The organism is Stenotrophomonas sepilia (genome assembly GCF_003244875.1).
GTDB lineage: Bacteria > Pseudomonadota > Gammaproteobacteria > Xanthomonadales > Xanthomonadaceae > Stenotrophomonas > Stenotrophomonas sepilia.
In genome coordinates, this window is record NZ_LXXZ01000054.1 from 24,489 (window position 1) to 49,262 (window position 24,774).

The window sequence follows — 24,774 nt, forward strand, 5'->3', positions numbered from 1 at the left end:
CTGGGCCCGCCGGTAAAGAGAATGCGTTTGCGAGGGGCAGGGGCGGGCGGTCAGCCCACCGAACCTTCCAGCGAGACTTCCAGCAGCTTCTTGGCTTCCACCGCGAACTCCATCGGCAGTTCGCGGAACACCTGCTTGCAGAAGCCGTCGACGATCATCGACACCGCGTCTTCCTGGCTGATGCCACGGGCGCGGCAGTAGAACAGCTGGTCGTCGGAAATCTTCGAGGTGGTGGCCTCGTGCTCGACGGTGGCGCCCGGGTTCTTCACCTCGATGTAGGGGAAGGTGTGGGCGCCGCACTGCTTGCCGATCAGCAGCGAATCGCACTGGGTGTAGTTGCGCGCGCCGTCGGCATTGCGGTCCACGCGCACTAGGCCGCGGTAGGTGTTCTGGCCGCGGCCGGCGCTGATGCCCTTGCTGACGATCTTGCTCTTGGTGCGTTTGCCGACGTGGATCATCTTGGTGCCGGTGTCGGCCTGCTGGCGGTGATGGGTCAGCGCGACCGAGTGGAACTCACCGACCGAGTCGTCGCCCAGCAGCACGCACGAGGGGTACTTCCAGGTGATCGCCGAGCCGGTCTCGACCTGGGTCCAGGTGACCTTGCTGCGCGCGCCGCGGCATTCGGCACGCTTGGTGACGAAGTTGTAGATGCCACCGACGCCGTTCTCGTCGCCCGGGTACCAGTTCTGCACCGTGGAGTACTTGATCTCCGCGTCTTCCAGTGCCACCAGTTCGACCACCGCAGCGTGCAGCTGGTTCTCATCGCGCATCGGCGCGGTGCAGCCTTCCAGGTAGGAGACGTAGGCCTTGTCCTCGCACACGATCAGGGTACGCTCGAACTGGCCGGTGTGGCCGGCGTTGATGCGGAAGTAGGTGCTCAGTTCCATCGGGCAGCGCACGCCTTTGGGAATGAACACGAAGCTGCCATCGGAGAACACCGCCGAGTTGAGCGCGGCGAAGTAGTTGTCACCCACCGGCACCACGGTGCCCAGGTACTGGCGCACCAGCTCCGGGTGTTCCTTGATGGCCTCGGACATCGAGCAGAAGATGATGCCCTTCTCAGCCAGTTCCTTGCGGAAGGTGGTACCGACGGAGACCGAGTCGAACACCGCGTCCACCGCCACGCCGGCCAGCTTGGCGCGCTCGTGCAGCGGAACGCCCAGCTTGTCGTAGGTGTCGAGCAGTTCCTTCGGCACGTCGTCCAGCGAGGCGTACTTCGGGCCCTTCGGCGCCGAGTAGTAGCTGAGCGCCTGCAGATCGATCGGGGCGATCTCCAGCTTGGCCCAGTCCGGCATCGGCATGGTCAGGAAGTGGCGGTAGGCGTCCAGGCGCCACTGCGTCATCCACTCCGGCTCGTCCTTCTTGGCCGACAGGGCACGGATGGTGTCCTCGTCCAGGCCCGGCGGCAGGGAGTCCGACTCGATCTCGGTGATGAAGCCAGCCGAATACTTGCGGCCGAGCTGCTCGTGGATCTCGCGGTTGGGGGTGTCGTCGTGGGCGACGTTTTCGATGGTTTCGGTGGCCATGGGGGGCTGCCTGTGGATCAGGAGACGACGTCAACAGCGATGGTGCGGCGCTGTTCGTCATCGGCAAGGGGAAGGGGGGGCAGGATCTGCGCAAGACTGACGTCGCGCAGGGCCTCGGAGACCACGTCGTTGATCAACCGCCAGCTGCTGCGCGCGCCGCACTTGGGTGCCATGCCGCACTGGTGGTGGTCGTGGCTGCATTCGGTCAGGGCCAGCGGCCCTTCCATCGCTTCGACCACTTCGAACAGCGAGATCTCGATGGCCGGGCGGGTCAGCCGGTAGCCGCCACGGACGCCGCGCAGGCCTTCGACCAGGCCGGCCTGGGCCAGCGGCTTGAGTACCTTGCTGACGGTGGGCGGCTCCAGGCCGGTGAATTCGGCCAGTTCGGTGGCACTGAGCACCTCGCCCGGACGGGCGGCGAGCACGGTCAGCACGACGGTGGCGTAATCGGTGAGCTTGGTGACGCGCAACATGGGGATGCGAGTGGTTCTTAAAGCGGACTGAAATTGTACGCTTTTATTCGCCACCATCCAACCCGGGCATTCAGCCGGCGCTGGGGCCGGGCCGGGAGGCTCTGCCAGCGGGCGCTGCCGGGGGCGCCATGCTGCGCCAACCGGGTGATTTTCGCAATCACCCGGAATGGGCGAGAATCCCTGTTCCATCCGCTGCAAACAGCCCGTGCCGATGCCGAAGAAGATCCAAGCCCGCAAGTCCGCCATCCATGGCAACGGCGTGTTCGCCGTCGCCCCGATCAAGCAGGGCGAGCGCGTGATCCAGTACAAGGGCCTGCTGCGCAGCCATGGCGACGTTGATGCCGATGACAGCGGCGACGTCGAAAGCGGCCATACCTTCCTGTTCACCCTCAATGACGACTGGGTGATCGATGCCAACTACAAGGGCAACGACGCGCGCTGGATCAACCACAGCTGCGACCCGAACTGCGAGGCGGTGATCGAGGAAGATGAGGACGGCGACAGCCGTGGCGACAAGGTGTTCATCGAGGCGCTGCGCGATATCAAGGCTGGCGAAGAGCTGACCTATAACTACGGCATCACCCTGGCCGAGCGCCACACCGCCAAGTTGAAGAAGATCTGGGAATGCCGCTGCGGCTCGCCCAAGTGCACCGGCACCATGCTGCAGCCCAAGCGCTGACCGGTACCGGGTAGGGCCGGCCGCTGGCCGGCATGGCGCGATGCAGGAGCCGGCCAGCTGCCGGCACTTGCGGGAGGCTCTCCACCTGCCGTGCACGGCAGGGTCACCGCCGTGCAAGGGCCGTTCGTCCACGCTGTGCACTCCCCCAACTGGAGTGCACCCATGGCAGAGCGATTGAAGGGAAAACAGATCGCAATCCTCGCGACCCACGGCTTTGAACAGTCCGAATTGACCGAGCCCAAACGGCTGCTGGAAGCGGAAGGTGCGCGGGTCAGCGTGGTGTCGCCCGCAAAGGAGGCGACCATCAAGGGCTGGAAAGAGAAGAACTGGGGCGACGCCGTCGCGGTCGACATCCCGCTGGATGAGGCGGATCCGGCGGGCTTTGATGCCCTGGTGCTGCCGGGAGGTGTGATCAATCCGGACACACTGCGCACCGACGACGCGGTGCTCAGCTTCATCCGCTCAGTGGATGAAGCCGGCAAGCCCGTCGCCGCGATCTGTCATGGCCCGTGGCTGCTGATCAACAGCGGGCTGGCCGATGGCCGCGAGCTGACTTCCTGGCCCTCCCTTCAGCAGGATCTGGCCAACGCCGGTGCGAACTGGCGCGACGCCGAGGTCGTGGTAGACGGCAACGTGATCACCAGCCGCAAGCCGGATGACATTCCTGCTTTCAGCGAGGCGGTGGTCAAGGCACTTGCCGCGTGATCCGCTATACCGGTAGTGCCGGCCGCTGGCCGGCAGATGCAGTCTGCGCTGCCGGCCCGCGGCCGGCAGATGCAGTCTGCGCTGCCGGCCCGCGGCCGGCACTACCTTATTTGCCCAGCAGGCCTGCCGGCACCAGGTTGCCCAGGTTCTGGTTGAAGGTGACCACCAGCTTGCCGTTTTTGACCTGTGCCGCCTGTACCTGAAGCGCGCCGAGCACCCCGGCCACGGCCGGGTCCAGCTTGTAGATCGGTTCGCGCTGGGCGTAGTCGCTCAGCCAGGCATTGAGCAGGCCACGGGTGCGTGAGTCGAGGCGGCCGCCCTGGTTGGCCGGGGTGAAGTCGTCCACGCTGGGCTGCTGCAGGTGGAAGCCCTGGGTCTGCGCGTCGTAGCGCAGGCCGCTGCTGAGCTTCACCGTACCCAGTTTGGCCGGGTTGCCGCCGGCGGTGGCCAGTGCCACGTCCATGCCCAGGTTCAAGCGCTCGCCGGCCGGAAGGCTCAGCTGAGGATGGCTCATGGTCAGGGAGATCAGGCCGCCAAGGGCGTCCTGGGTGCGCGGGAAGCTGCCATCGAGGTACTGCTGGACGTCGCTGGCACCCACCGACAGTTCGCGGCCGGAAATGGAGGGAGCCGCCTGCGCGCCGATCGCAGCGGCGATCAGTACGGTGGAGGCAGCGAGGCGGGTCATCAGGGAACGCAGGCGCATGGCGGTGACCGATGGCAGGGAATGGATGGATCAAAGAGTAGCCGTGCAGGCTGAATCGCGCGTGCATGCGGCTGTAACGGTTCAGTCCAGCATCGGACGCAGTTGCGCCGACTGGATCTGCCAGGCGCTGCCATCGCTGCTGGGTTGCACGCGGTACCAGCCACCGAAGCGGAACGTACCGTTGGCGGTGACCGCGCGGATCTGCACCGGCACTTCAAGCAGCTGCGGTGGCTGCCGATCGTCGCGGGCGACCGGGGGATCGCTGTGCAGGCGCAGGGTGCGCAGGTCCTGCAGCTGCCGCAGCGCGGCGTCGTCCGCATGCCGCGGGTCGCTGGGCGGGATCGTCCAGGCAGCATCGCTGGCGGCGCGGTCGCGGTTGAGCAACGCCGCTACGTAGCGGTTGAGCATCGTCGATGGCGGCTCGGCATCGTCGGCGACAGCGGACAGCACCGGCATTTCACTTGCCTGCACTGCTGCGGGATCGGGGCCGGTGCGGGTGTCCATGGCTGCGGTAGCAGCGACGGGAGCGGACGCTGCCGCGATGTCGCCGGTCGTCTGTGCTGCCGGGCGTGAACAGCCCAGCAGCACCAAGGGTGCGATCAGCAACGGGATCCTGCGCATGTCTGCCTCCTCCCCGAGGCAACCTGGAGGGCGGCAGTGTAGCGATTGCGCCGGGATCAGCGGGAGGAGGGCAGCTGATCCAGAGCGTCCAGCGCTGGCAGGACCTGACCGGCGATGGCCGCCAATGCGTGGCCGCCGGTCTCGGCATGGCGCTGCACGATATCGCGCAGCAGCTGGGTGGCGATCACCAGGGTCGCACGCTCGTCGCCGCTGATCCCGGCGGTACGCGGGGCCGCCTCCAGCAGGCGCATCAGGTCGCGGCTGGCGCGATGCTCCAGTTCGATGGTGCAGCGCCCTGTGCACTGCAGCCCGTCCTTTTCGATGGGGGTCACCGAGATCCGGTAGCGGGTGGAGGGGCTGGCCATGAGGGTGTGCTCGCCGTAGCTGTGGAGGATGTGCCCACCATAGGCAAGGCCACGGCCTGAGGCGACGGCCGGCGCTGCACGCAGTGTTCCACCCGGTACGTTCCAGCACCTGCCCAGGCCGCGCTCGGCCAGTGGCGACGGGCCTGTACGGGCATTCCCGGGGAGGCGGCAACGCTGTGTTGCGGATTGCCACAGCGCGACGCATCCACGCATGGCGTGGATCTACCGCCGGGCACGCAAAAAAAACGGGACGGCCAGAGCCGTCCCGTCGGAATCCACGTTGGGGCGCGCGCTTACAGCGCGGCGTCCTTCAGCTTCTTCAGCGGACGCACCTTCAGCTTGGTGGTGGCCGGCTTGGCGGCGAACCACTGCTCTTCCTTGGTGAACGGGTTGATGCCCTTGCGCTTCGGCTTGGCCGGCACATTGACGGTGGTGATCTTCAGCAGGCCCGGCAGGGTGAAGGAGCCAGCGCCCTTCTTGTGCACCGAGGAGGCGACGGCGCTTTCCAGCGAGGCCAGCACAGCGCGGACGTCCTTGGCGACGACGCCGGAGGCTTCAGCGATGTGTGCAACCAGGCCGGACTTGGTCAGCACTTCCTTGATCGGCTTCGGAGCGGCCGGCTTGGCGGCTGCCTTCGTCGCGACTTTCTTCGCTGCCTTCTTCGGGGCAGCCTTCTTAGCGGTCTTTGCCATGGTTTCCTGTTCCGTGAACGGTTGGTTGTTTGGTCGGCGCCGAACCCCGTCGGCAAGCGCAATGTAGGGCAACTCTTGGGCGCCGCCAATAGCCCGAAGCGCGGAAAGTGCATGTTTTTTCATATCCAGGCCGATTCAGTACATGGTCGGCGGTGGGGGATGGGGGCACGCCAGCGTGTTCGATCGCCGGCGCCCGCCGATCGGTGGGGTGCGCGAAACCACTGAAAACAAGAGGAAAATGCGTTCCGGGCTGGCGAGGAAGTGTCCACGCGCCGGACTCGGGGGCGACGTCCGGCGTGCGGCGGAGCGACGCAGGGCTAACGCGTGGCGTGCGAGGGTAGCCGTTCATCACCGCCACGCAGGAGCAGCACAATGGGAATCTCGCGACACGCCACCGCGCACTGGGAAGGCGATCTGAAGACGGGCAAGGGGCAGTTGAGCACGCCGCAGAGTGGGCTGCTGGACAAGACCCGCTACGGTTTCAACAGCCGCTTCGGCGACGAAAAGGGCACCAATCCGGAAGAGCTGATTGCCGCCGCGCACGCGGGTTGTTTCACCATGGCGTTGTCAGCCAAGCTCGGCGAAGCAGGCTTCACCCCGACCTCGCTGGACACCGAAGCCAAGGTCGACCTGTCGCTGGAAGGCGGTCCGCAGTTGTCGCAGATCCGCCTGAAGGTCAGGGCGGTGGTGCCCGGCATCGATGCGACGCAGTTCCGTGCCATTGCCGATGATGCCAAGCAGAACTGCCCGGTATCCAAGGCGCTGAGCGCGGTGCCGATCAGCCTGGAAGCCGAGCTGGGCTGAGCCGGCGCATCTGTAGAGCCGAGCCCATGCTCGGCTTCTGCAGGTCCCGTGATCTGGCCGAGGAGCAGCCGAGCGTGGGCTCGGCTCTACAGTACCCCTTTACCAATCAAGGGTGCCGGTGATGACGGTCTGCACCTGTCCCCCGGACCAGACCTCGCCGTCCTCATCGACCCGCAGGGTCAGACGCGCATCGTGGCCGACTTCGCGGCCCTGGCTGACTTCGAACGGTGCACGGCCACGTGGCAGCGCGTCGCGCAGGTCCAGCCACGCAGCCAGCACTGCATTGGCGGCCCCGGAGGCGGCGTCCTCGAAGCGCCGACCATTGCCGACGAAAGCGCGCACGGCCAGATCGAATCCCTCACTGCCATCGCTGAAGGCATAGGCGAACACGCCCATGCTGTCGGTGGACTCGGCCAGCGCAGCCACCGCGTCCCAGTCCGGATGCAGGGCGCGCAATGCGGCTTCATCGGCCACCTGCACCACCCACCAGCTGCGTCCGCCCTGCATGCGCGCCGGCGGCAGCGAGCCCAGTGGCCAGTCCTTCAGTGCTGCCAGCAGGCGCGGATCGGTGGCTTCAGCGATCTCCGCCAACTGCGCGCGCGGTGTGCGGATGGCGATGCGCTGCTGCGCGCCCTCACCGCTGACGCGCAGCGGCAGGGCACCGGCAATGCCGTCCTGCACCAGCACGCCGTCGACCGGTGTGGCCAGGCCTGCCTGCAGCACCGCATGCGCCGTGCCGACGCTGGGGTGACCGGCGAACGGCACTTCCTTCTGCGGGCTGAACATGCGCAGCCGGTAGCTGGCACCGTCGGCCTGGGGCGGAAACACGAAGGTGGTCTCGGGCAGGCGCGTCCAGCGCGCGATGGCCTGCATGCTGGCATCGTCCAGGCCGTCGGCATCGAGTACCACGGCCAGCGGGTTGCCAGCGCCGGCGCGCGGGGAAAACACATCCAGCTGCAGGAAACGGCGGGTGGTCATCGGGGCGAAACTCCAGGATCGGGTGGCGCGCAGCTTAACGCGCGGTTGTAGAGCCGAGCCCATGCTCGGCTGTGTCGGGGTGTGAGAAGAAGCAGCCGAGCGTGGGCTCGGCTCTACAGCCAACGGATCTGGCCGTCGATGACCGGCTGCACCTGGCCGCCGATCCACACCGTGCCCTGCGCGTCGACCTGCACCTGCACGCGGCCATCGCGGCCCACTTCGCGGCCCTGGCTGGCCACGTAGCGGCCTTCGCCGCCGGGCAGGGCATCGCGCTGCCGCAGCCAGGCGCCGATCAGCGCATTGGCGCTGCCAGTGACCGGGTCCTCGGGCACGCTGGGGGCATCGGCGGGGCAGAACGCACGCACCACGCGGGCATGGCCGGCGCCGGCTTCGTCGGCGAACACCGCCACGCCGGTGGCATCGGTGGCAAGGCTCCAGTCGGCCAGCGCGGCCATGTCCGGCAGCAGGCTGCGCACGGCGTTGGCATCGCGCAGTGGCAGCAGCCACCAGCGTGCGCCGTTGTCCCAGAGTTCGGGCGCCTGCCCGTCGGCAGCGAGCGCCAACAGCGCGGCGGGCGCTCCGCCTGCCTCCGTGTCCAGTTGCCGTGCCGGCGGGCTGGCCAGCTGGATCTCCAGTGCCTCGGCCGGGCCGCTCACCCGTACTGGGAGCAACCCTGCCGCGCATTGCTGCAGCAGGGCGCCGTCGCGCGGTTGGGCCAGGCCGCAGGTCACCGCCGCCCAGGCGGCACCGACGCTGGGGTGGCCGGCGAAGGCCAGCTCACGGGTCGGTGTGAAGATGCGGATGTGGTAATCGGCGCCGGGCGCGGTGGGGCGCAGGAAGAACACCGTCTCGGACAGGTTCAGCCAGGTAGCCAGGGCCTGCATCTGGCTGCTGGAGAGCGCGTCGGCGTCCAGGATGACGCCCAGTGGATTGCCGGTTCCGGGGCGGGGGCCGAAGACATCGAGCTGCAGGTAACGGAGGACGGCCATCTACGGGGATATTGCGCTTAGAATCGAAGGTTCCGCCCCCGAGGGCGGCTTCCCCACATTCTACATAGCCAATCCATGTCAGCTTCCCCCCTTGTCGATCGTTGGATCGTACTGAAGTTCGGCGGCACCTCGGTGTCGCGTCGTCACCGCTGGGACACGATCGGGAAGCTGGCGAAAAAACGCGCGGAAGAGACCGGATCGCGCGTGCTGGTGGTGGTATCGGCGCTGTCCGGGGTCACCAACGAACTGACCGCGATTGCCGACGGCGCGCCGGACAGCGGTGATCGCGTGGCAGCGCTTGTCGAGCGGCATGAGGGCTTCCTGGCCGAACTCGGCCTGGGCCGCGAGGTGCTGGCCGAACGGCTGGCGGCACTGCAGGGCCTGCTCGACGATGCGCGGGCGGCCACCCGTCCGCTGGATTGGCAGGCCGAAGTGCTGGGCCAGGGCGAGCTGCTGTCCTCCACCCTGGGCGCGGCCTATCTGCGCGCCTCGGGCCTGGACATGGGCTGGATGGATGCCCGCCAGTGGCTGGACGCGATGCCGCCGCAGCCGAACCAGAGCGACTGGTCGCAGCGGCTGTCGGTGAACTGCCAGTGGCGCGCCGACGCGGAGTGGATGCAGCGCTTCCGCGCGCAGCCGACCCGCCTGCTGATCACCCAGGGCTTCATTTCGCGGCATGCCGATGGTGGTACCGCCATCCTCGGCCGTGGTGGCTCGGATACCTCGGCGGCGTACTTCGGTGCGCTGCTCGGCGCCAGCCGGGTGGAGATCTGGACCGATGTGCCGGGCATGTTCAGCGCCAATCCGAAGGACGTGCCGGACGCGCGCCTGCTGACCCGCCTGGACTATTACGAAGCGCAGGAAATCGCCACCACCGGCGCCAAGGTGCTTCACCCGCGCTCGATCAAGCCGTGCCGCGATGCCGGCGTGCCGATGGCCATCCTCGATACCGAGCGCCCGGAACTGCCGGGCACCAGCATCGATGGCAGCGCCGCACCGGTGCCGGGGGTGAAGGCGATCAGCCGCCGCAATGGCATCGTGCTGGTGTCGATGGAAGGCATCGGCATGTGGCAGCAGGTCGGCTTCCTGGCCGATGTGTTCAACCTGTTCAAGAAGCACGGCCTGTCGGTGGACCTGATCGGTTCGGCCGAGACCAACGTCACCGTGTCGCTGGACCCGTCCGAGAACCTGGTCAACACCGATGTGCTGGCCGCGCTGTCGGCCGACCTGTCGCAGATCTGCAAGGTGAAGGTGATCGTGCCGTGCGCGGCGATCACCCTGGTGGGCCGTGGCATGCGGTCGCTGCTGCACAAGCTGTCGGACGTGTGGGCGACCTTCGGCCGTGAGCGCGTGCACATGATCTCGCAGTCGTCCAACGACCTGAACCTGACCTTCGTCATCGACGAGGCCGATGCCGATGGCCTGCTGCCGATCCTGCACGCAGAGCTGATCGACAGCGGCGCGATGCCGGTGGAGGAGACCGAAGTGTTCGGCCCGCGCTGGCGCGAGATTGCCGGCACCGTGCGCCCGCGCGGCACGCCGTGGTGGCGCGGCCAGCGTGCGCACCTGCTGCAGCTGGCCGATGCCGGTACGCCGCGCTACGTCTACCACCTGCCGACGGTGCGCGCCCGCGCCCGTGCACTGGCCGCGATCAAGCCGATCGACCAGCGCTACTACGCGATCAAGGCCAACAGCCACCCGGCCATCCTGCAGCTGCTGGAAGCCGAAGGCTTCGGCCTGGAGTGCGTGTCGCACGGCGAGCTGAAGCATGTGTTCCAGCACCTGCCGGAACTGTCGCCCAAGCGCGTGCTGTTCACCCCCAGCTTCTGCCCGCGCAGCGAGTACGAGGCGGCGTTTGCGCTGGGCGTGACCGTGACCGTCGACAACGTGGAAGCGCTGCAGCGCTGGCCGGACCTGTTCCGTAACCGCGAGCTGTGGCTGCGCGTCGATCTGGGCCGGGGTGAGGGCCACCACGCCAAGGTCCGTACCGGTGGCAAGGAGTCCAAGTTCGGCCTGCCGATCGCCCGCGTCGACGAGTTCGTGCGCGCGGCCACCGAACTGGGCAGCCGCGTGGTGGGCCTGCATGCGCACCTGGGCAGCGGCGTGGAAACCGCGCAGCACTGGCGGCTGATGTGCGATGAGCTGGCCGGTTTCGCTCGCCGCATCGGCAGCGTACAGACCATCGATATCGGTGGTGGCCTGCCGATTCCGTACAGCGACGAAGACGAACCCTTCGACCTGGACGCCTGGGCCGAGGGCCTGGCCGAGGTCAAGGCACTGCACCCGGCATTCCGCCTGGCGATCGAGCCGGGCCGCTACCTGGTGGCCGAATCGGGCGTGCTGCTGACCCATGCCACCCAGGTGGTGGAAAAGGACGGCGTGCGCCGTGTCGGCCTGGACGCCGGCATGAACGCACTGATGCGCCCGGCGCTGTACGACGCCTGGCATGACATCGAGAATCTCAGCCGCCAGGGCGGTTATGCCGAAGCGGCGTTCGATGTGGTCGGGCCGATCTGCGAATCCAGCGATGTGTTCGGCAAGCGCCGCAAGCTGCCGGTGTCGACCGCGCCGGACGACGTGATGCTGATCGCCGATGCCGGTGCCTACGGCTATGTGATGGCCAACACCTACAACCAGCGGATGCTGCCGCGCGAAGACGTGATCGAATGACCACCGCGCGCGCCCTGCACCCGCCCACCGACACGCCCCGCGCCCTCGCGCGGGCCCGTGCCTGACCGGATACACCATGACTGCTTTCGACAAACACCAGGTTTCCCGCTTCCGCTTCGTCCGCTGCGACTTCGCAGCGGATACCGGCGTGGCCCGGCTGGTCTACGCCTTCGACGACGGCCCGGAGATGGTGGAGACCATCACCGTGCCGGGTGCCCCGTTCGTGCTGGACGAGGCGCGCGCCGCTGCCGTGCAGCGTGCGCTGCAGCTGCTGCACCTGATCGCCGGCGTCAGCTACTACAAGGCCGGCGTACCGGATACGGTCAGCATCGACAGTTACAGCATCGATGCCGATACCGCCGCACTGGTGGAGACCATTTACCTCAATGGCCTGGGCGAATTCGCCTACCGTAACGGCCTGAACCTGCGCGGCCGGTTCCGGTTGCCGGTGCAGGGCGAGGCCGTGCAGGCGCCGGCGCTGGGCCTGCAGCCGCACGCACTGGTGGCCATCGGCGGCGGCAAGGATTCGCTGGTCAGCATCGAAGCGCTGCGCCGTGCCGGCGTGGACGAAACGGTGACCTGGATCGGTGGCTCGCAGCTGATCCGCGCCTGTGCCGAGCGCACCGGCCTGCCGACACTGAACCTGGGCCGTGCGCTGGCGCCGGAACTGTTCGAGCTCAACCGCCAGGGCGCCTGGAACGGCCACATCCCGGTCACTGCGGTGAACTCGGCAATCATGGTGCTGGCCGCGTTGCTGCAGGGCGTGGACCAGGTGGTGTTCTCCAACGAGCGTTCGGCCAGCTACGGCAGCCAGATTCCAGGCACCGGCGAAGTGAACCACCAGTGGTCCAAGGGCTGGGTGTTTGAACAGGCCTTCGGCAGCCATGTACAGGCGCACGTTGCGGCGGACCTGCAGTACTACTCGCTGCTGCGCCCGTTGTCCGAGCTGGCGGTGGCCCGCCAGTTCGCCAAGACCGATTTCTACGACGCGCACTTCTCCAGCTGCAACCGCAATTTCCACATTCTTGGCGAGCGCCCGGTGAACCGCTGGTGCGGCGTCTGCCCGAAGTGCCATTTCGTGTTCCTGGCGCTGGCTCCGTTCATGCCCAAGACGCGCCTGGTGCGCATCTTCGGCCGCAACCTGCTGGACGATGCCGAGCAGGCCGCTGGCTTCGACGCGCTGCTGGAGTTCCAGGACCACAAGCCGTTCGAGTGCGTGGGCGAAGGCCGCGAATCGCGTGCGGCGATGGCGACCCTGGCCCAGCGCCCGGAATGGAAGGAAGACGTGTTGGTGAAGCGCTTCTGCAATGAAATCCAGCCGCAGCTGGATGCCGCCGAACTGGAACTGGCGCCGCTGCTGCAGCTGCAGGGCGAGCACCGCGTTCCGGCTGCGCTGTGGGACCGGGTGCGTGAAGATTTCGAAGCTTGAAGGAAAGCGCGTCGCGCTGTGGGGCTGGGGCCGCGAGGGCCGCGCCGCGTTTGCGGTACTTCGTGAGCGCCTGCCCACGCTGCCGCTGAGCCTGTTCTGCCCGGCGGCCGAAGTCGGGGCCGCACGCGTGGAAACACAGGGCGCCCTGGACGTGCGTGGCGAGCCTTCCGCTGAAGCGCTGGCCGCGTTCGACGTGGTGATCAAATCGCCCGGCATCAGTCCCTATCAGCCGATCGCGCTGGCGGCGGCAGCGCAGGGCACCACCTTCATCGGCGGCACTGCGCTGTGGTTCGCCGAGCATGCGGCTGACGATGGCATCGTGCACGACACCGTGTGCGTGACCGGCACCAAGGGCAAGAGCACCACCACCGCGCTGGTCGCGCACCTGTTGCGCGCGGCCGGGCATCGCACCGGACTGGTCGGCAACATCGGCCTGCCGCTGCTGGAAGTGCTGGACCCGCAGCCAGCGCCCGAGTACTGGGCCGTCGAGCTGTCCAGCTACCAGACCGGTGAAGTGGCGCGCAGTGGCGCCCACCCGCAGGTGGCAGTGGTGCTGAACCTGTTCCCGGAACACCTGGACTGGCACGGCAGCGAACAACGTTACATCGAAGACAAGCTGCGGCTGGTGACGGAAGCCGCACCGCGCATTGCCGTGCTCAATGCCGCCGATCCGCACCTGGCGGCACTGTCGCTGCCCGATAGTGAGGTGGTCTGGTTCAACCAGCCGCAGGGCTGGCATATGCGGGGCGACATCGTGCATCGCGGCGAACAGGCGGTGTTCGATACCCGCAACACGCCGCTGCCGGGCCGCCACAACCGCGGCAACCTGTGCGCGGTGCTGGCTGCACTGGAAGCGCTGGGCCTGGACGCGGTGGCGCTGGCACCGGCGGTGCAGGATTTCCGCCCGCTGCCGAACCGCCTGCAGCGCATCGGCGTGGCCGATGGCCTGACCTACGTCAACGATTCGATCAGCACCACGCCGCATGCCAGCCTGGCTGCGCTGGAGTGCTTCGCCGGGCAGCGCATCGCGCTGCTGGTGGGCGGGCACGACCGTGGCCTGGACTGGACCGACTTCATGCAGCACATGGCGCACGATGTGCCGCCGGTGGAGATCGTGACCATGGGCAGCAACGGCCCGCGCATCCACGCGATGCTGCAGCCGCTGGCCGACGCCAGCCGCTTCGGCCTGCACGCTGCGGGCGATCTTGCCGAGGCGATGGCGTTGGCGCGCACGGCGCTGGGCGCGCAGGGCGGGGTGGTGCTGCTGTCGCCGGGTGCGCCGAGCTTCGGGGCCTACCGCGATTACGTGGCGCGCGGACGCCATTTCGCCGAACTGGCTGGGTTCGATCCGGACAGCATCAGCGCGATTCCGGGGTTGGGCATCGCCTGATCCGCCGGATCGGGGTCGGATCCCTTTCCTCAGGAAAGGGCTCTGACCCCGGCGAGTTACCATGGGCGCATCCCCGGACGGACCCGGATAGCCGCGTGTGCACCTTCATTACCCTGTTCCTGCCCGCATCCTTATCGCACATTGAAGCCGCCGCGATCATGCAGCGCAGTGGCCGGCGCCTGTTTGCGCAGGATTCGCCCAGCCTGCAGTCAGCGGTCGGGCCCGGTTGGCAGCCGTGGTTGAGTGCCGTGCACTGCGATTGCGGCACGTCGCTGGCCTCGGCGCAGGCGGTTCGTGCGTGGAACGGCGATGCCGAACGCTGGCGCAGGAAGGGCTGGAGCGAAGCGAAGATCGCGCGCGCGTTGGCGGCGCAGTTGGCGCGGCATGAACAGGATCAGCAGGCACGCCGCGATGAAGCCCTGGACGATGCCGGCCAGTGGTTGCAGCGTATCGATGCGCTGTTGCAGGCTGGGGCCGCGCGCATCGGCCTGCTGGTGCGCGACTACGACGGTCCGGTGGGTGCCCGGCAGCCGAAGCCGCCGGAACGGCGCTGGTCGCGGGATCAGCTGGCCGCAGCGGATCTGTTGGCGTTCGCGCCCGGCACGTTGCACTGGATCGAACGCGGGTGAGATCGCCATCCACGCATGGCGTGAATCTACTGTAGAGCCGAGCCCATGCTCGGCTGGGTTTCAATCCTCGTCCTGGTCGATGAACGCGTAATCGCCATCGATCAGCTGCTGCAGGTACGCATCGAAGCTCGGCGCAATGACTGCATAGCTGTCCGGATCGTGCAGGTAGCGCACCACCTGGCCGACGGTGCCACCCGGTGCCGGATCGAAATCCAGGTACAGCATCGAGGTGCCGCCGTTGTTCATGCAGTGCGAGAAGCACAGGCGCCTGCTCATCGGCAGATCACCGTCGATGCCTTTACCCAGGATCTCCGGCTCGTCATCCAGCCACTCTTCGTAGATGGAACGGATGCTGTCGTCCCACTGCTGCTGGTCCTCGAAGATCTGCGCGACTGATCGCAGGTAGTACGGGTAGCCACCGTCCTCCACGTCCGAGCCCAGCATCAGTACGCAGACCTTGCCGCCGGGGTACTCCCGGTAGTGGGTGCCATCCACGCGCGATAGGAGTTCCACAAGGCTGTCCGGCACCTGCGGCCACTGCACACGCAGGCGCTGCAGGTCCTCGGCGCTGGCGCCCTGGACATGTGCCCACTGCGGGGCATCCTCGGCAGGCAAACGCGGGATCAGGCCAGACAGAAAGCGATCAACAGGATTCATGCGAAAAAAGGGGACAGAGGGGATTAAGTCGTATCCAACCACACCTGCGTCACGCCGCCAATGCAGAATGCGACGCGGGAGGGGCGAAAACGGCTTAATCCCCTCCGTCCCCTTTTTCTTGCGGAGCAGGCGCATGAATCGTTGGCGATGCGGTGTGGCGATGATGCTGGGGCTGGCGGCGATGCCGGCGTGGGCGGCGATGAAGACGCAGCCGGTGGAGTGGAAGCACCAGGGCACGACCTTCAGTGGTGTGCTGGTCTATGACGATGGCGAGCATGACAAGCGCCCCGGCCTGGTGATGGTGCCGAACTGGAAGGGCGTGAACGAGTCGGCCATCGAGAAGGCCAAGCAGCTGGCCGGTGATGACTACGTGGTGCTGGTGGCTGATGTCTACGGCAAGGACGTGCGGCCGAAGAGCGATGCGGAGGCGGGACCGGTGGCCAGCAAGCTGCGCAACGACCGGCCGCTGCTGCGTGCGCGTGCACTGGAAGCGGTGAACGTGCTCAAGGCGCAGGCCGGCAAGGTACCGCTGGATGCCAGCCGGATCGGTGCGGTCGGTTTCTGTTTCGGTGGCACCACGGTGCTGGAGCTGGCCCGCGCCGGTGCGCCGCTGGCCGCTGTGGTCAGCCTGCACGGTGGGTTGGGTTCGCCGCTGCCGGCGCAGGCCGGTGGCGCCCATCCGTCCGTGCTGGTGCTCAACGGGGCCGATGACAGGAGCGTGACCGCCGAGGACATCGCCGCTTTCCAGAAGGAAATGGATGCGGCCAAGGTCGATTGGGAGTTCACCAACTACAGCGGTGCCGTGCACTGCTTCGCCGAGCGCGACGCCAACAGCCCACCGGGCTGCCAGTACAACGAGCGGGCGGCCAAGCGCGCGTGGAAGGCGCTGGATGAATTCTTCGAGGAACGCTTCGAGAAGCGTTGAGCCGTGCAGTGGTAGTGCCGGCCGCTGGCCGGCATTCCCGTGACACCCGCAGCATCATGAGGTTGCCGGCCAGCGGCCGGCACTACCAGATGCGGTCAATGCGAGCGTTTCCGTGCCGACCAACGGTCGGCACCCACCGGAATGCCGGTGGGTGGGTGCCGACCGTTGGTCGGCACACCTCAACCCATCAATGCGAGCGCTGCACCGCGTAGCGGGCCAGGCCACGCAGGGCGGCCACGGCATCGTTGTCGGCCAGGCCATCCAGGGCACGCTCGGCGGCTTCGGCGTACTCTTCGGCACGGCGGCGGCTGTACTCCAGGCCGCCGGTGGCGCGGATCGCGGCCAGCACTTCCGGCATTGCCGAGGCGTCGCCGTCCTGCACGATGGTGCGCAGGCGCTCGCGGGTAGCGTCATCGGAGTGGGCCATCGCGTGGATCAGCGGCAACGTGGCCTTGCCCTCGGCGAGGTCGTCGCCCAGGTTCTTGCCCAGCTCCTCGGCGTTGGCCGAGTAGTCCAGCACGTCGTCGGCGATCTGGAATGCGTAACCCAGGTGCATGCCGTAGTCGAACAGGGCCTGCTGGGTGGCTTCATCCACGCCGCTGGCCAGCGCGCCCAGGCGGGTACCGGCGGCGAACAGCACCGCGGTCTTGCGCTCGATCACGCGCAGGTAGGCGGCTTCGTCGGTATCCGGGTTGTGCACGTGCAGCAGCTGCAGCACTTCACCCTCGGCGATGCGGTTGGTGGCATCGGCCAGGATCTGCATCACCGGCATGCGCTCCAGCTCGACCATCAGCTGGAAGCTGCGCGAGTACAGGAAGTCGCCCACCAGCACGCTGGGCGCGTTGCCCCACAGCGCGTTGGCGGTGCTGCGGCCACGCCGCAGGCTGGACTCGTCCACCACGTCGTCGTGCAGCAGGGTAGAGGTGTGGATGAACTCGATGATCGCCGCCAGCTGGTGGTGCTCCGGGCCGGCGTGGCCGACCGCGTGGCCGGCCAGCATCACCAGCATCGGGCGCAGGCGCTTGCCGCCGGCGGAAATGATGTGGTCGGCGATCTGGTTGATCAGCACGACGTCCGAGGACAGCCGGCGCCGGATCAGGGCGTCGACGGCGGCCATGTCGGCCGCGGCAAGCGACTGGATCTGGGGCAGGCCCAGGGCGGGACGGGTGTCTTCGGTGATGGTCATGCGATCAGGCTTTCAGGCTCACCATCGATTATAGGCGCTGGCCGTGAATTCGGGCGCAAACCGGCCCGAGCGGCAATTCCAGCCCGGCCTGCGCGGCCCTTCGCGTGAATACGTATGCAGGTTGCGCCATGCCCGCGAGGCCACCGCTAAGCTTGCCGGATCAGGATTTCGGCCCGCTGCCGGCGGGTCCCGCATGCCCGGAGGGGGGCTGTCGATGTCGCACTATCCATGGTGGCGCGGAGCCGTCATCTACCAGATCTACCCGCGCAGTTTCCTCGATGCCAACGGCGATGGGGTGGGCGACCTGCCGGGCATCATCGAGCGCCTGGACCACATTGCCGCGCTGGGCGTGGATGCGATCTGGATCTCGCCGTTCTTCAAGTCCCCCATGGCCGATTTCGGCTACGACATCGCCGACTACCGCGACGTCGACCCGCTGTTCGGCAGCCTGGACGACTTCGACCGCCTGCTGGCCAAGGCCCACGGCCTGGGCCTGAAGGTGATGATCGACCAGGTGCTGAGCCATACCTCGATCGAGCATGCCTGGTTCCGTGAGAGCCGCCAGGACCGCAGCAATCCGAAGGCCGACTGGTACGTGTGGGCCGACCCGCGCGAGGACGGCACCCCGCCGAACAACTGGCTGTCGCTGTTCGGTGGCGGCGCCTGGCAGTGGGAGCCGCGCCGTGAGCAGTACTACCTGCACAACTTCCTGGTCGACCAGCCGGACCTGAACTTCCACCACCCGGACGTGCAGCAGGCCACCCTGGACAATGTCCGTTTCTGGCTCGATCGCGGCGTGGATGGCTTCCGCCTGGATGCGATCAACTTCTGCTTCCACGATGCGCAGCTGCGTGACAACCCGCCCAAGCCGGCGGAGAAGCGGGTGGGGCGCGGCTTCAGCCCGGACAACCCGTACGCCTACCAGTACCACTACTACAACAACACCCAGCCGGAGAACCTGCCGTTCCTGGAGCGCCTGCGCGCGCTGCTGGATCAGTACCCGGGCGCGGTCAGCCTGGGCGAGATCTCTTCGGAGGATTCGCTGGCGACCACCGCCGAGTACACCCGCGATGGCCGCCTGCACATGGGTTACAGCTTCGAGCTGCTGGTGGATGACTACAGCGCGGCCTATATCCGCGACACGGTCTCGCGGCTGGAAGCGGCGATGACCGAAGGCTGGCCGTGCTGGGCGGTGTCCAATCACGACGTGGAGCGGGCGGTCAGCCGCTGGGGCGGCCACCCGGCCGATCCGCGCCTGGCGCGGATGCTGGTGGCGATGCTGTGCTCGCTGCGCGGCTCGGTCTGCCTGTACCAGGGCGAGGAGCTGGGCCTGGCCGAGGCCGAGGTACCGTTCGAGGCACTGCAGGACCCCTACGGCATCACCTTCTGGCCGAACTTCAAGGGCCGTGATGGCTGCCGCACCCCGCTGCCATGGACCGATGCGCCGTTAGCAGGTTTCACCAGCGGCCAGCCCTGGCTGCCGATTCCGGCCGAGCACCGGGCGGCGGCGGTGGCCGTGCAGGAACGCGACCCGCACTCGGTGCTGGCGGCGTTCCGCGCGTTCCTGGCCTGGCGGCATACCCAGCCGGCGCTTCTGCATGGCAGCATCAGATTCCTTGAAAGCGCCGAGCCTGTGCTGCTGTTCGAGCGTATGCTTGCAGATGAAACCCTCCTGCTGGCCTTCAACCTGTCGGCCGAGGCGGTGACCCATCCGCTGCCGCCGGGCAACTGGCAGCAGGTGGCGGTACCGGGCCCGGATGCGGGCACGGTGCAGGGCAACGAACTCCAGCTGCCGCCGCGCGCGGTGTATTGCGCCCGACGCAGCTGACCGTTTTCTCCGGTGGCGGTACTTGCGGGGACGGGGCCGAAGCGCCCCGTCCCTTTTTTGTGGGTGGGATTCCAGAGAACGGCATCCACGCATGGCGTGGATCTACGGGTTGGAACGTCGCTGCATGGGCCTTGCCGATCACGTGCTGGCATCCGCGCATAAGAAAACCCGCTGCCTGCGCAGCGGGTTTCCGGTCCTGCTCCCTTTGTGTTGCCGGCCAGCGGCCGGCGCTACCGGGTTCGGGGTGGTGCCAGCCAGCGGGCGGCACGACCCGGCCGTGGTCAGAACTTGTAGTTCACGCCCAGCATGTAGGTGCGGCCCCACTCGATGTACTCCAGCGGGCGGTCCTTGCTGCCGGCGTAGGTGCGGTACGGCTCGTTGGTCAGGTTGCTGCCCTGCAGAAGCAGGGTCAGGCCACGCAGGGCACTGCTGTCGCTGAAGGTGTAGCTGATCTGCGCATCGGTCACGTTCTCGCCGACCACGTAGCGCAGGCTGCGGTTGCCGTTGAAGTTGCCGATCTCGCCGATGAAGTCCGAACGCCGGCGCTGGCTGACGCGTGCTTCAAAGCCGCTGCGCTCGTAATAGGCGGTGAAGTTGTACACGCGCTTGGACAGGCCCGGCAGGCTGATCGGATCACTGCCAACGCTGGAGGCGCTCTCCGGGTCCAGGATGGTGATGTCGCTCTTGTTGAAGGTCGCGCTGGCCTGCACGCCGAAGCCACGCAGGCTGTCGGTCAGCATCTCCAGCGGGAACGATGCGGTCAGTTCCAGGCCCTTCAGCGTGCCGCCCTTGCCGTTCTGCGGGGCGGAGAAGGTGCCGGTGGTCAGCACCGGTGCCGTCATGCCCGGCGGCGGCACGTAGCTGCCCAGCAGCGCGGTGAAGTCGTAGTTGTCGACCGATTGGGTGTAGACGTAGCTCTTCAGGTCCTTGTAGAAGATCGCGGCGGCCACGTAGGCCTTCTCGCCAAAGTACTTCTCGTAGGACAGGTCCAGCGCGGTGGCACGCCACGGGTCCAACAGCGGATTGCCGCCGCTGCCGCCGGGGCGGCCGGTGCCGGTGTCCACGCCGAACTCCAGGCCGGCGCGCATCTGGTCCACGCGCGGGCGCGCGACCTGCTTGGCGACGGCGAAGCGCAGCGTCTGCTGGTGCGGGAACAGGAAGGCCAGGTTCAGGCTCGGCAGCCAATCGTTGTAGGTGCGGCCGTTCGAGTACGGCTGCACGTTGTTACCGGCCGACTGCGAGCTGTCCCAGTAGCGCGAATCCGAACTCTGGTCGGTGTGCTGCATCTGCACGCCGATGTTGCCGCGCACGCCGACGTCGCCGATGTCGGCGTTGATGTTCAGGCGCGCCCAGGCGGTGGTGATCTTCTCCTGTACCGTCCACGACTTGGGAATCAGGTAGTCCAGGTTGTCGACCGGGTTGAAGGTCATGTAGCGGCCCACCGCGGCCGGTACGTTCCAGGCCGGGATGGTGCCGAGGCCGGCGAAGCCCAGGTTGACCGGGCGGTACTGCAGGTCCGAGGCGATGTTGGCGTCGCCCTGCGCACCCAGCAGGATGTTGCCTTCGGACTGGGTCTTCACCTTGCGGCGGTCGGCGTAGTTCACGCCGATGTCGATGTCCGGCGCCCACGACGCGACGGCGTCGGGCAGGGCGATGGTGGCGGCCAGCTTGCCACCCTTCAGGCGGTCTTCCACCTTCGGCACCTTGCCGTAGCCGGAACCATAGATGGTGTTGGTCAGGAACAACGCATCCGGGTTGGAGTAGTTCAGGCCCGGGCTGATCTGCGAGAAGCCGTCCTGGCGGATCGACACGCCGACCGTATCCAGCTGCGGCATCGGCGTCAGCTGCAGGTTGTTTTCCAGGTTCAGCTCGTCGCGCGTGGCCTTGGAGTAGTTCAGGTCGGCGACCAGCTTGACGCCACTGAAGTTGAACTCGTTGTTCCAGCCGAATGCGTCGATCTTGTCCTTGCGCTTGTTGTACATGCCGCGTACCAGCGGGTACACGCCGCTGGCGGTGCCGCCAGTGAACGAACCATTGGCGTTGACCTGCGGGTTGCTGACCAGCAGGCCCGGGGTGTAGTTGCCGTTGTAGTTGCTGAGGTTCAGCTCGAACTGGTTGGCGGTGTCGATCTGCTCGGCTTCGGTGTGGAACGCATCGAAGGTGCTGGTCCAGCTGTTGTTCGGCCGGAACTGGATCGTGGCCATCACGCCGTCGCGCTTGTTGTTGCCGGTGCGGCGCAGCGCCTTGATGCCATCGGAGAAGTAGGTGCCGGCACCCACGCCCGGACGGTCGCCCTTGTCGGTGTGCTCGGTGGTCCACGGTTCGTACAGGCCGACCTGGTTCTCCTGGATCGGCATGTCGCTGTGCGCATAGCCGATGGCGATGCCCAGGGTCTTGTCCAGGAACTGGTCGATGTAGCTGGCGCTGAAGCGGTTGCCGTACGGATCGGTGTTGGCGGCGCGGCCCAGCGAGCTCTTCTGGTAGCGGCCACTGACCGCGATCACGCGCTCGCCGAAGCTGAGCGGGCGCGCGGTCTGCATGTCGATGGTGCCCGACAGGCCCTGGCCGACCAGCGCCGCATCCGGGGTCTTGTACACGGTCACGCCGTTGACCAGCTCGGACGGGTACTGGTCGAACTCGACGCCACGGTTGTCGCCAGTGCTGACCACTTCGCGGCCATTGAGCAGGGTGGTGGCGAAGTCCGGCGACAGGCCGCGGACGCTGATCACCTGCGCGCGGCCCGCCACGCGCTGGGCGGCCAGGCCGGGCAGGCGCGAAATGGACTCGGCGATGCTGACGTCGGGCAGCTTGCCGATGTCTTCGGCGGAGATCGCTTCGACCACCGAGGTGGCGTCCTGCTTGACCGCGATCGCGCTCTCGATGCCGCGGCGGATGCCGGTGACCTGCACCGTATCGAGGTTGGTGGCGGCGGTGCCGGCCGGTGTGGTGGTGTTCTGCGTGGACTGTGCCGACGCCAGTGTCGGCGCCAGGACAACGGCCAGCGCGATGCTCAGCGCGCTGCGCTTGTGGTTCAACATTTTCCCCTCCCAGGCAATGTTGCAGATCGATTTGTGAGCGTTCCGGCGGGGCCGTGAACGTGCGACGCGGTGGCCGCTGTCGTCGCCGCTATGGTAGGCAGCGCGTTCTTCGCGGGAATCACCCTGCATACGTATTCAATGGCGTCTGCAGGGATGTAATCGCTTTCAAGTGTCTCGTTCTGTAGAGCCGAGCCCATGCTCGGCTGCATTTCGGTGCTACGCACCGCCGCCCGAGCGTGGGCTCGGGCGCTACGGGGGCGCAGGCAGGAAAACGTTCAGCGGATCGGCGTGAAGCGAATGGCCTGGCCACCGCCGGGTGCCAGCACCAGCGTCAGTGCATCGGCGCTGGTCACTTCGCGGGTTTCGCGAACGAACGCGAACGGGTTGCTGCGGAAATCCGCGCCTTCACCATCACGGTAGATCTCGGCGCGGTAGCGCACGCCAGGTTCCAGGAAGCCCAGCGACACCGGCAGCACGCGGCCGTGTTCATCGGTGATGCTGCCGAGGAACCAGTCGCGGCTGTTGCGGTCGCGGCGCACGATCGTCACGTAGTCGCCCACTTCGCCATCGAGCACGCGGCTCTGCTCCCAGTCCACCGCCACGCCCTCGATGAAACGGAACGCCTCGCGATGCTGCAGGTAGTGTTCGGGCAGGTCGGCGGCCATCTGGATCGGGCTGTACAGCACCACGTACAGCGCCAGTTGGCGGGCCAACGTACTGGGGATGGCCTGGCCGTGGCGGCCCTTCAGGCTGAGGATGCCGGGGGTGTAGTCCATCGGCCCGGCCAGCATGCGGGTGAACACCAGGTTGACCTCGTGCTCCGGCGGGTTCGGTGGCTGGCCCCAGGCGTTGTACTCCATGCCGCGTGCGCCTTCGCGCGAGATCCAGTTGGGATAGGTGCGGCGCAGGCCGGTGTCCTTGATCGGCTCATGCGGGTTCACCGACAGGTGCCGGCGCGCGGCTTCCTGCACCACCTTCAGATGGTGGCGGGCCATGAACTGCCCGTCATGCCACTCGCGCCACAGTGGGCCCCCCGTGGGATTGCGGCGGTCGACCTGGCCGTCGTCGCAGACGTAGCCGGTCTTGAACTGGTCCACGCCCAGCCGTGCGTACAGGTCCAGCGCGGCGTCCAGCTGGGCCTCGTAATGTTCGATGGCGCAGCCGGTTTCATGGTGGCCGATCAGGTGCACGCCTTTCTTCAGGCCATACGCCGACAGCGCTTCGATGTCGAAATCGGGCGTGGCGCGGGTGAAATCGAAGTCGTAGCCATTGCCCACCCACATGCCGTCCCAGCCTGGGTTCCAGCCCTCCACCAGCACGCCGCGGAAGCCGTGCGCCGCGGCGAAGTCGATGACTTTTTTCGTCTTGGCGGTGGTGGCCGCGTGCTTCGGCCCGGTCGCCCAGCTCTCGTTGTCCAGGTGCATCGACCACCACACGCCCAGGTACTTGGCTGGTTTCACCCAGCTCACATCACCCAGTGCATTGGGTTCGTTGAGGTTGAGGATCAGGTCCGATTCGACCAGGCCGCCGGCACGGTCGGCGATCTGCAGCGTGCGCCACGGCGTGGCGAAGGGCAGGGTGCGGCGCACCTTCCAGCCTTCAGCCGAGGGCGACAGCTGCGCGCGCAGGCGCTGGCCCTCGCTGCGGCGCAGCCACATGCCGGCGTAGTCCACCAGCGCAGCCTCGTGGATCGCCACGTGCAGGCCATCGCGGCTGCGCAGGGTCATCGGCGTATGCACCAGCGGTACTTCGCGCAGCGGGGTGCGCTGGTACAGGTACTCGTAGTGGATCGGCTCGCCGGCGGGGATCCACCAGGCGGTGGAGTCCTGTGCGATGGCGAACTCGGTCAGCTCGTCATCGATGATGGCCTCGCGCAGATTCGGCTGTTCGGGGAATACGTAGCGGAAGCCGAGGCCATCGTCGTAGACGCGGAACACTACATCCAGCCGGCGCTTGCTGCCGGTGGTTTCGGCCAGCTGCACGGTCAGCTCGTTGAAATGGTTGCGGGTGAGCCGGCGTTCGCCCCACGGCTGCTCCCAGGTGTCATCGACGCTGCGCCGCTGCTGGCCCAGCAGAGTGAAATCGCGGTCCAGGCGACCGTCGCGCAGGGCGAAGCCGAGCTTCGAATCCTCCACCACAGTGTCGCCCAGGCGCTCGACCCGGTAGCGGGCCGTGCCGCCGTGCAGCACCAGGCTGACCTTCAACACCTTGCCCGGCGATTCGACGCTGGCCACCTGGGGCGCGGCCTGTACCAGCGTGGCCCATCCGATCAGGGCCAGGCCCAGCATGTGCGCGAATACCGCACGTACAGCAGTGGGTGACATCGGCAATTCCCCTCCCAAGGCGCCTTTGGCAGACCCGGACCATAAGCCAGCGCGGCGGGTGCGCTACCGCGCGACGCCATGAATACGTATGCAACTGGACGCAGCCGACAGCCCCGCGTCTACCATGGCGCCAGGGCACCTTGAGGGAGGGGCCGCGCCCGCC

General features: G+C 67.3%; 21 protein-coding genes. 9 read left to right on the plus strand and 12 right to left on the minus strand.

Annotated features, from left to right (window positions below; translation table 11 throughout):
- Positions 1-50: 50 nt before the first annotated feature.
- Together sufB and A7X97_RS10245 are read right to left on the minus strand one after the other, a co-directional pair.
- On the minus strand, positions 51-1,526 hold the full coding sequence (sufB, locus tag A7X97_RS10240; protein ID WP_005408435.1) for a Fe-S cluster assembly protein SufB: 1,476 nt from the start codon (positions 1,524-1,526) through the stop codon (positions 51-53).
- Between the two features lie 17 nt (positions 1,527-1,543).
- Entirely contained in the window at positions 1,544-1,999 is a 456-nt protein-coding gene (locus tag A7X97_RS10245) for an SUF system Fe-S cluster assembly regulator (RefSeq protein WP_049414161.1), read from the minus strand.
- Between the two features lie 211 nt (positions 2,000-2,210).
- Between A7X97_RS10245 and A7X97_RS10250 the strand changes: the two genes are divergently transcribed.
- Positions 2,211-2,678 (plus strand): SET domain-containing protein, encoded by a 468-nt coding sequence (locus A7X97_RS10250; protein ID WP_012479369.1) that lies wholly within the window; start codon positions 2,211-2,213, stop codon positions 2,676-2,678.
- A 162-nt stretch (positions 2,679-2,840) separates the two neighbouring features.
- Entirely contained in the window at positions 2,841-3,383 is a 543-nt protein-coding gene (locus tag A7X97_RS10255; protein WP_005415602.1) for a type 1 glutamine amidotransferase domain-containing protein, read from the plus strand.
- 106 nt (positions 3,384-3,489) lie between these two features.
- On the opposite strand, the gene A7X97_RS10260 is transcribed toward A7X97_RS10255, so the two are convergent.
- From A7X97_RS10260 to A7X97_RS10275, 4 genes are all read right to left on the minus strand, one after another.
- Positions 3,490-4,086 (minus strand): YceB family lipoprotein, encoded by a 597-nt coding sequence (locus A7X97_RS10260; protein ID WP_005415603.1) that lies wholly within the window; start codon positions 4,084-4,086, stop codon positions 3,490-3,492.
- 81 nt (positions 4,087-4,167) lie between these two features.
- Positions 4,168-4,707 (minus strand): hypothetical protein, encoded by a 540-nt coding sequence (locus A7X97_RS10265; protein WP_088496729.1) that lies wholly within the window; start codon positions 4,705-4,707, stop codon positions 4,168-4,170.
- A gap of 56 nt (positions 4,708-4,763) precedes the next feature.
- Positions 4,764-5,072 carry a DUF3861 family protein gene (locus A7X97_RS10270; RefSeq protein WP_005415605.1) on the minus strand — a complete coding sequence of 103 codons (309 nt, stop codon included), beginning with the start codon at positions 5,070-5,072 and terminating at the stop codon, positions 4,764-4,766.
- Between the two features lie 293 nt (positions 5,073-5,365).
- Positions 5,366-5,764 carry an HU family DNA-binding protein gene (locus A7X97_RS10275; protein ID WP_072168628.1) on the minus strand — a complete coding sequence of 133 codons (399 nt, stop codon included), beginning with the start codon at positions 5,762-5,764 and terminating at the stop codon, positions 5,366-5,368.
- A gap of 372 nt (positions 5,765-6,136) precedes the next feature.
- On the opposite strand from A7X97_RS10275, the gene A7X97_RS10280 reads away from it, so the two are divergent.
- Positions 6,137-6,568 carry an OsmC family protein gene (locus A7X97_RS10280; RefSeq protein WP_072168629.1) on the plus strand — a complete coding sequence of 144 codons (432 nt, stop codon included), beginning with the start codon at positions 6,137-6,139 and terminating at the stop codon, positions 6,566-6,568.
- A 99-nt stretch (positions 6,569-6,667) separates the two neighbouring features.
- On the opposite strand, the gene A7X97_RS10285 is transcribed toward A7X97_RS10280, so the two are convergent.
- Complete coding sequence (locus A7X97_RS10285; RefSeq protein ID WP_088496730.1) at positions 6,668-7,546, minus strand: PhzF family phenazine biosynthesis protein; 879 nt, start codon at positions 7,544-7,546, stop codon at positions 6,668-6,670.
- A gap of 113 nt (positions 7,547-7,659) precedes the next feature.
- Positions 7,660-8,535, minus strand: coding sequence for a PhzF family phenazine biosynthesis protein (locus A7X97_RS10290; RefSeq protein ID WP_072168631.1), 876 nt, complete (start codon positions 8,533-8,535; stop codon positions 7,660-7,662).
- A 75-nt stretch (positions 8,536-8,610) separates the two neighbouring features.
- Here A7X97_RS10290 and A7X97_RS10295 point away from each other — a divergent pair, with 75 nt between their 5' ends.
- The 4 genes from A7X97_RS10295 to A7X97_RS10310 all read left to right on the plus strand — a co-directional run bounded on the left by A7X97_RS10295 (position 8,611) and on the right by A7X97_RS10310 (position 14,653).
- The gene (locus A7X97_RS10295) at positions 8,611-11,205 is read left to right on the plus strand and encodes a bifunctional aspartate kinase/diaminopimelate decarboxylase (protein WP_061479209.1); all 2,595 of its coding nucleotides are present in this window, start codon (positions 8,611-8,613) and stop codon (positions 11,203-11,205) included.
- A gap of 76 nt (positions 11,206-11,281) precedes the next feature.
- Positions 11,282-12,634, plus strand: a complete 1,353-nt coding sequence (gene murL, locus A7X97_RS10300) for a UDP-N-acetyl-alpha-D-muramoyl-L-alanyl-L-glutamate epimerase (protein ID WP_065177916.1) — start codon at positions 11,282-11,284, stop codon at positions 12,632-12,634.
- On the plus strand, positions 12,615-14,024 hold the full coding sequence (murD, locus tag A7X97_RS10305; protein WP_088496734.1) for a UDP-N-acetylmuramoyl-L-alanine--D-glutamate ligase: 1,410 nt from the start codon (positions 12,615-12,617) through the stop codon (positions 14,022-14,024). The genes murL and murD overlap by 20 nt, the downstream gene beginning before the upstream one ends.
- Positions 14,025-14,119: 95 nt before the next feature.
- Positions 14,120-14,653 (plus strand): hypothetical protein, encoded by a 534-nt coding sequence (locus tag A7X97_RS10310; RefSeq protein WP_111007891.1) that lies wholly within the window; start codon positions 14,120-14,122, stop codon positions 14,651-14,653.
- Between the two features lie 60 nt (positions 14,654-14,713).
- Here A7X97_RS10310 and A7X97_RS10315 read toward each other — a convergent pair whose 3' ends face one another.
- Entirely contained in the window at positions 14,714-15,310 is a 597-nt protein-coding gene (locus A7X97_RS10315) for an SMI1/KNR4 family protein (protein WP_111007892.1), read from the minus strand.
- Between the two features lie 133 nt (positions 15,311-15,443).
- On the opposite strand from A7X97_RS10315, the gene A7X97_RS10320 reads away from it, so the two are divergent.
- Positions 15,444-16,235 (plus strand): dienelactone hydrolase family protein, encoded by a 792-nt coding sequence (locus tag A7X97_RS10320; RefSeq protein WP_111007893.1) that lies wholly within the window; start codon positions 15,444-15,446, stop codon positions 16,233-16,235.
- A gap of 187 nt (positions 16,236-16,422) precedes the next feature.
- On the opposite strand, the gene A7X97_RS10325 is transcribed toward A7X97_RS10320, so the two are convergent.
- The gene (locus tag A7X97_RS10325; protein WP_111007894.1) at positions 16,423-17,421 is read right to left on the minus strand and encodes a polyprenyl synthetase family protein; all 999 of its coding nucleotides are present in this window, start codon (positions 17,419-17,421) and stop codon (positions 16,423-16,425) included.
- 214 nt (positions 17,422-17,635) lie between these two features.
- Between A7X97_RS10325 and A7X97_RS10330 the strand changes: the two genes are divergently transcribed.
- Complete coding sequence (locus A7X97_RS10330; protein WP_111007895.1) at positions 17,636-19,249, plus strand: alpha-glucosidase family protein; 1,614 nt, start codon at positions 17,636-17,638, stop codon at positions 19,247-19,249.
- A gap of 281 nt (positions 19,250-19,530) precedes the next feature.
- On the opposite strand, the gene A7X97_RS10335 is transcribed toward A7X97_RS10330, so the two are convergent.
- Positions 19,531-22,287 carry a TonB-dependent receptor gene (locus tag A7X97_RS10335; protein WP_181503436.1) on the minus strand — a complete coding sequence of 919 codons (2,757 nt, stop codon included), beginning with the start codon at positions 22,285-22,287 and terminating at the stop codon, positions 19,531-19,533.
- Positions 22,288-22,562: 275 nt separating this feature from the next.
- Entirely contained in the window at positions 22,563-24,617 is a 2,055-nt protein-coding gene (locus tag A7X97_RS10340) for a glycoside hydrolase family 97 protein (RefSeq protein ID WP_111007896.1), read from the minus strand.
- Positions 24,618-24,774: the final 157 nt, after the last annotated feature.

Coding starts and splice junctions, on each gene's coding strand:
- A7X97_RS10295 (WP_061479209.1), top strand. CDS start 8,611: ATGTCAGCTTCCCCCCTTGTCGATCGTTGGATCGTACTGAAGTTCGGC.
- A7X97_RS10330 (WP_111007895.1), top strand. CDS start 17,636: ATGTCGCACTATCCATGGTGGCGCGGAGCCGTCATCTACCAGATCTAC.
- murL (WP_065177916.1), top strand. CDS start 11,282: ATGACTGCTTTCGACAAACACCAGGTTTCCCGCTTCCGCTTCGTCCGC.
- A7X97_RS10255 (WP_005415602.1), top strand. CDS start 2,841: ATGGCAGAGCGATTGAAGGGAAAACAGATCGCAATCCTCGCGACCCAC.
- A7X97_RS10285 (WP_088496730.1), bottom strand. CDS start 7,546: ATGACCACCCGCCGTTTCCTGCAGCTGGATGTGTTTTCCCCGCGCGCC.
- A7X97_RS10280 (WP_072168629.1), top strand. CDS start 6,137: ATGGGAATCTCGCGACACGCCACCGCGCACTGGGAAGGCGATCTGAAG.
- A7X97_RS10315 (WP_111007892.1), bottom strand. CDS start 15,310: ATGAATCCTGTTGATCGCTTTCTGTCTGGCCTGATCCCGCGTTTGCCT.
- A7X97_RS10270 (WP_005415605.1), bottom strand. CDS start 5,072: ATGGCCAGCCCCTCCACCCGCTACCGGATCTCGGTGACCCCCATCGAA.
- A7X97_RS10265 (WP_088496729.1), bottom strand. CDS start 4,707: ATGCGCAGGATCCCGTTGCTGATCGCACCCTTGGTGCTGCTGGGCTGT.
- A7X97_RS10260 (WP_005415603.1), bottom strand. CDS start 4,086: ATGCGCCTGCGTTCCCTGATGACCCGCCTCGCTGCCTCCACCGTACTG.
- A7X97_RS10290 (WP_072168631.1), bottom strand. CDS start 8,535: ATGGCCGTCCTCCGTTACCTGCAGCTCGATGTCTTCGGCCCCCGCCCC.
- A7X97_RS10335 (WP_181503436.1), bottom strand. CDS start 22,287: ATGTTGAACCACAAGCGCAGCGCGCTGAGCATCGCGCTGGCCGTTGTC.
- A7X97_RS10250 (WP_012479369.1), top strand. CDS start 2,211: ATGCCGAAGAAGATCCAAGCCCGCAAGTCCGCCATCCATGGCAACGGC.
- sufB (WP_005408435.1), bottom strand. CDS start 1,526: ATGGCCACCGAAACCATCGAAAACGTCGCCCACGACGACACCCCCAAC.
- A7X97_RS10275 (WP_072168628.1), bottom strand. CDS start 5,764: ATGGCAAAGACCGCTAAGAAGGCTGCCCCGAAGAAGGCAGCGAAGAAA.
- A7X97_RS10320 (WP_111007893.1), top strand. CDS start 15,444: ATGAATCGTTGGCGATGCGGTGTGGCGATGATGCTGGGGCTGGCGGCG.
- A7X97_RS10325 (WP_111007894.1), bottom strand. CDS start 17,421: ATGACCATCACCGAAGACACCCGTCCCGCCCTGGGCCTGCCCCAGATC.
- A7X97_RS10245 (WP_049414161.1), bottom strand. CDS start 1,999: ATGTTGCGCGTCACCAAGCTCACCGATTACGCCACCGTCGTGCTGACC.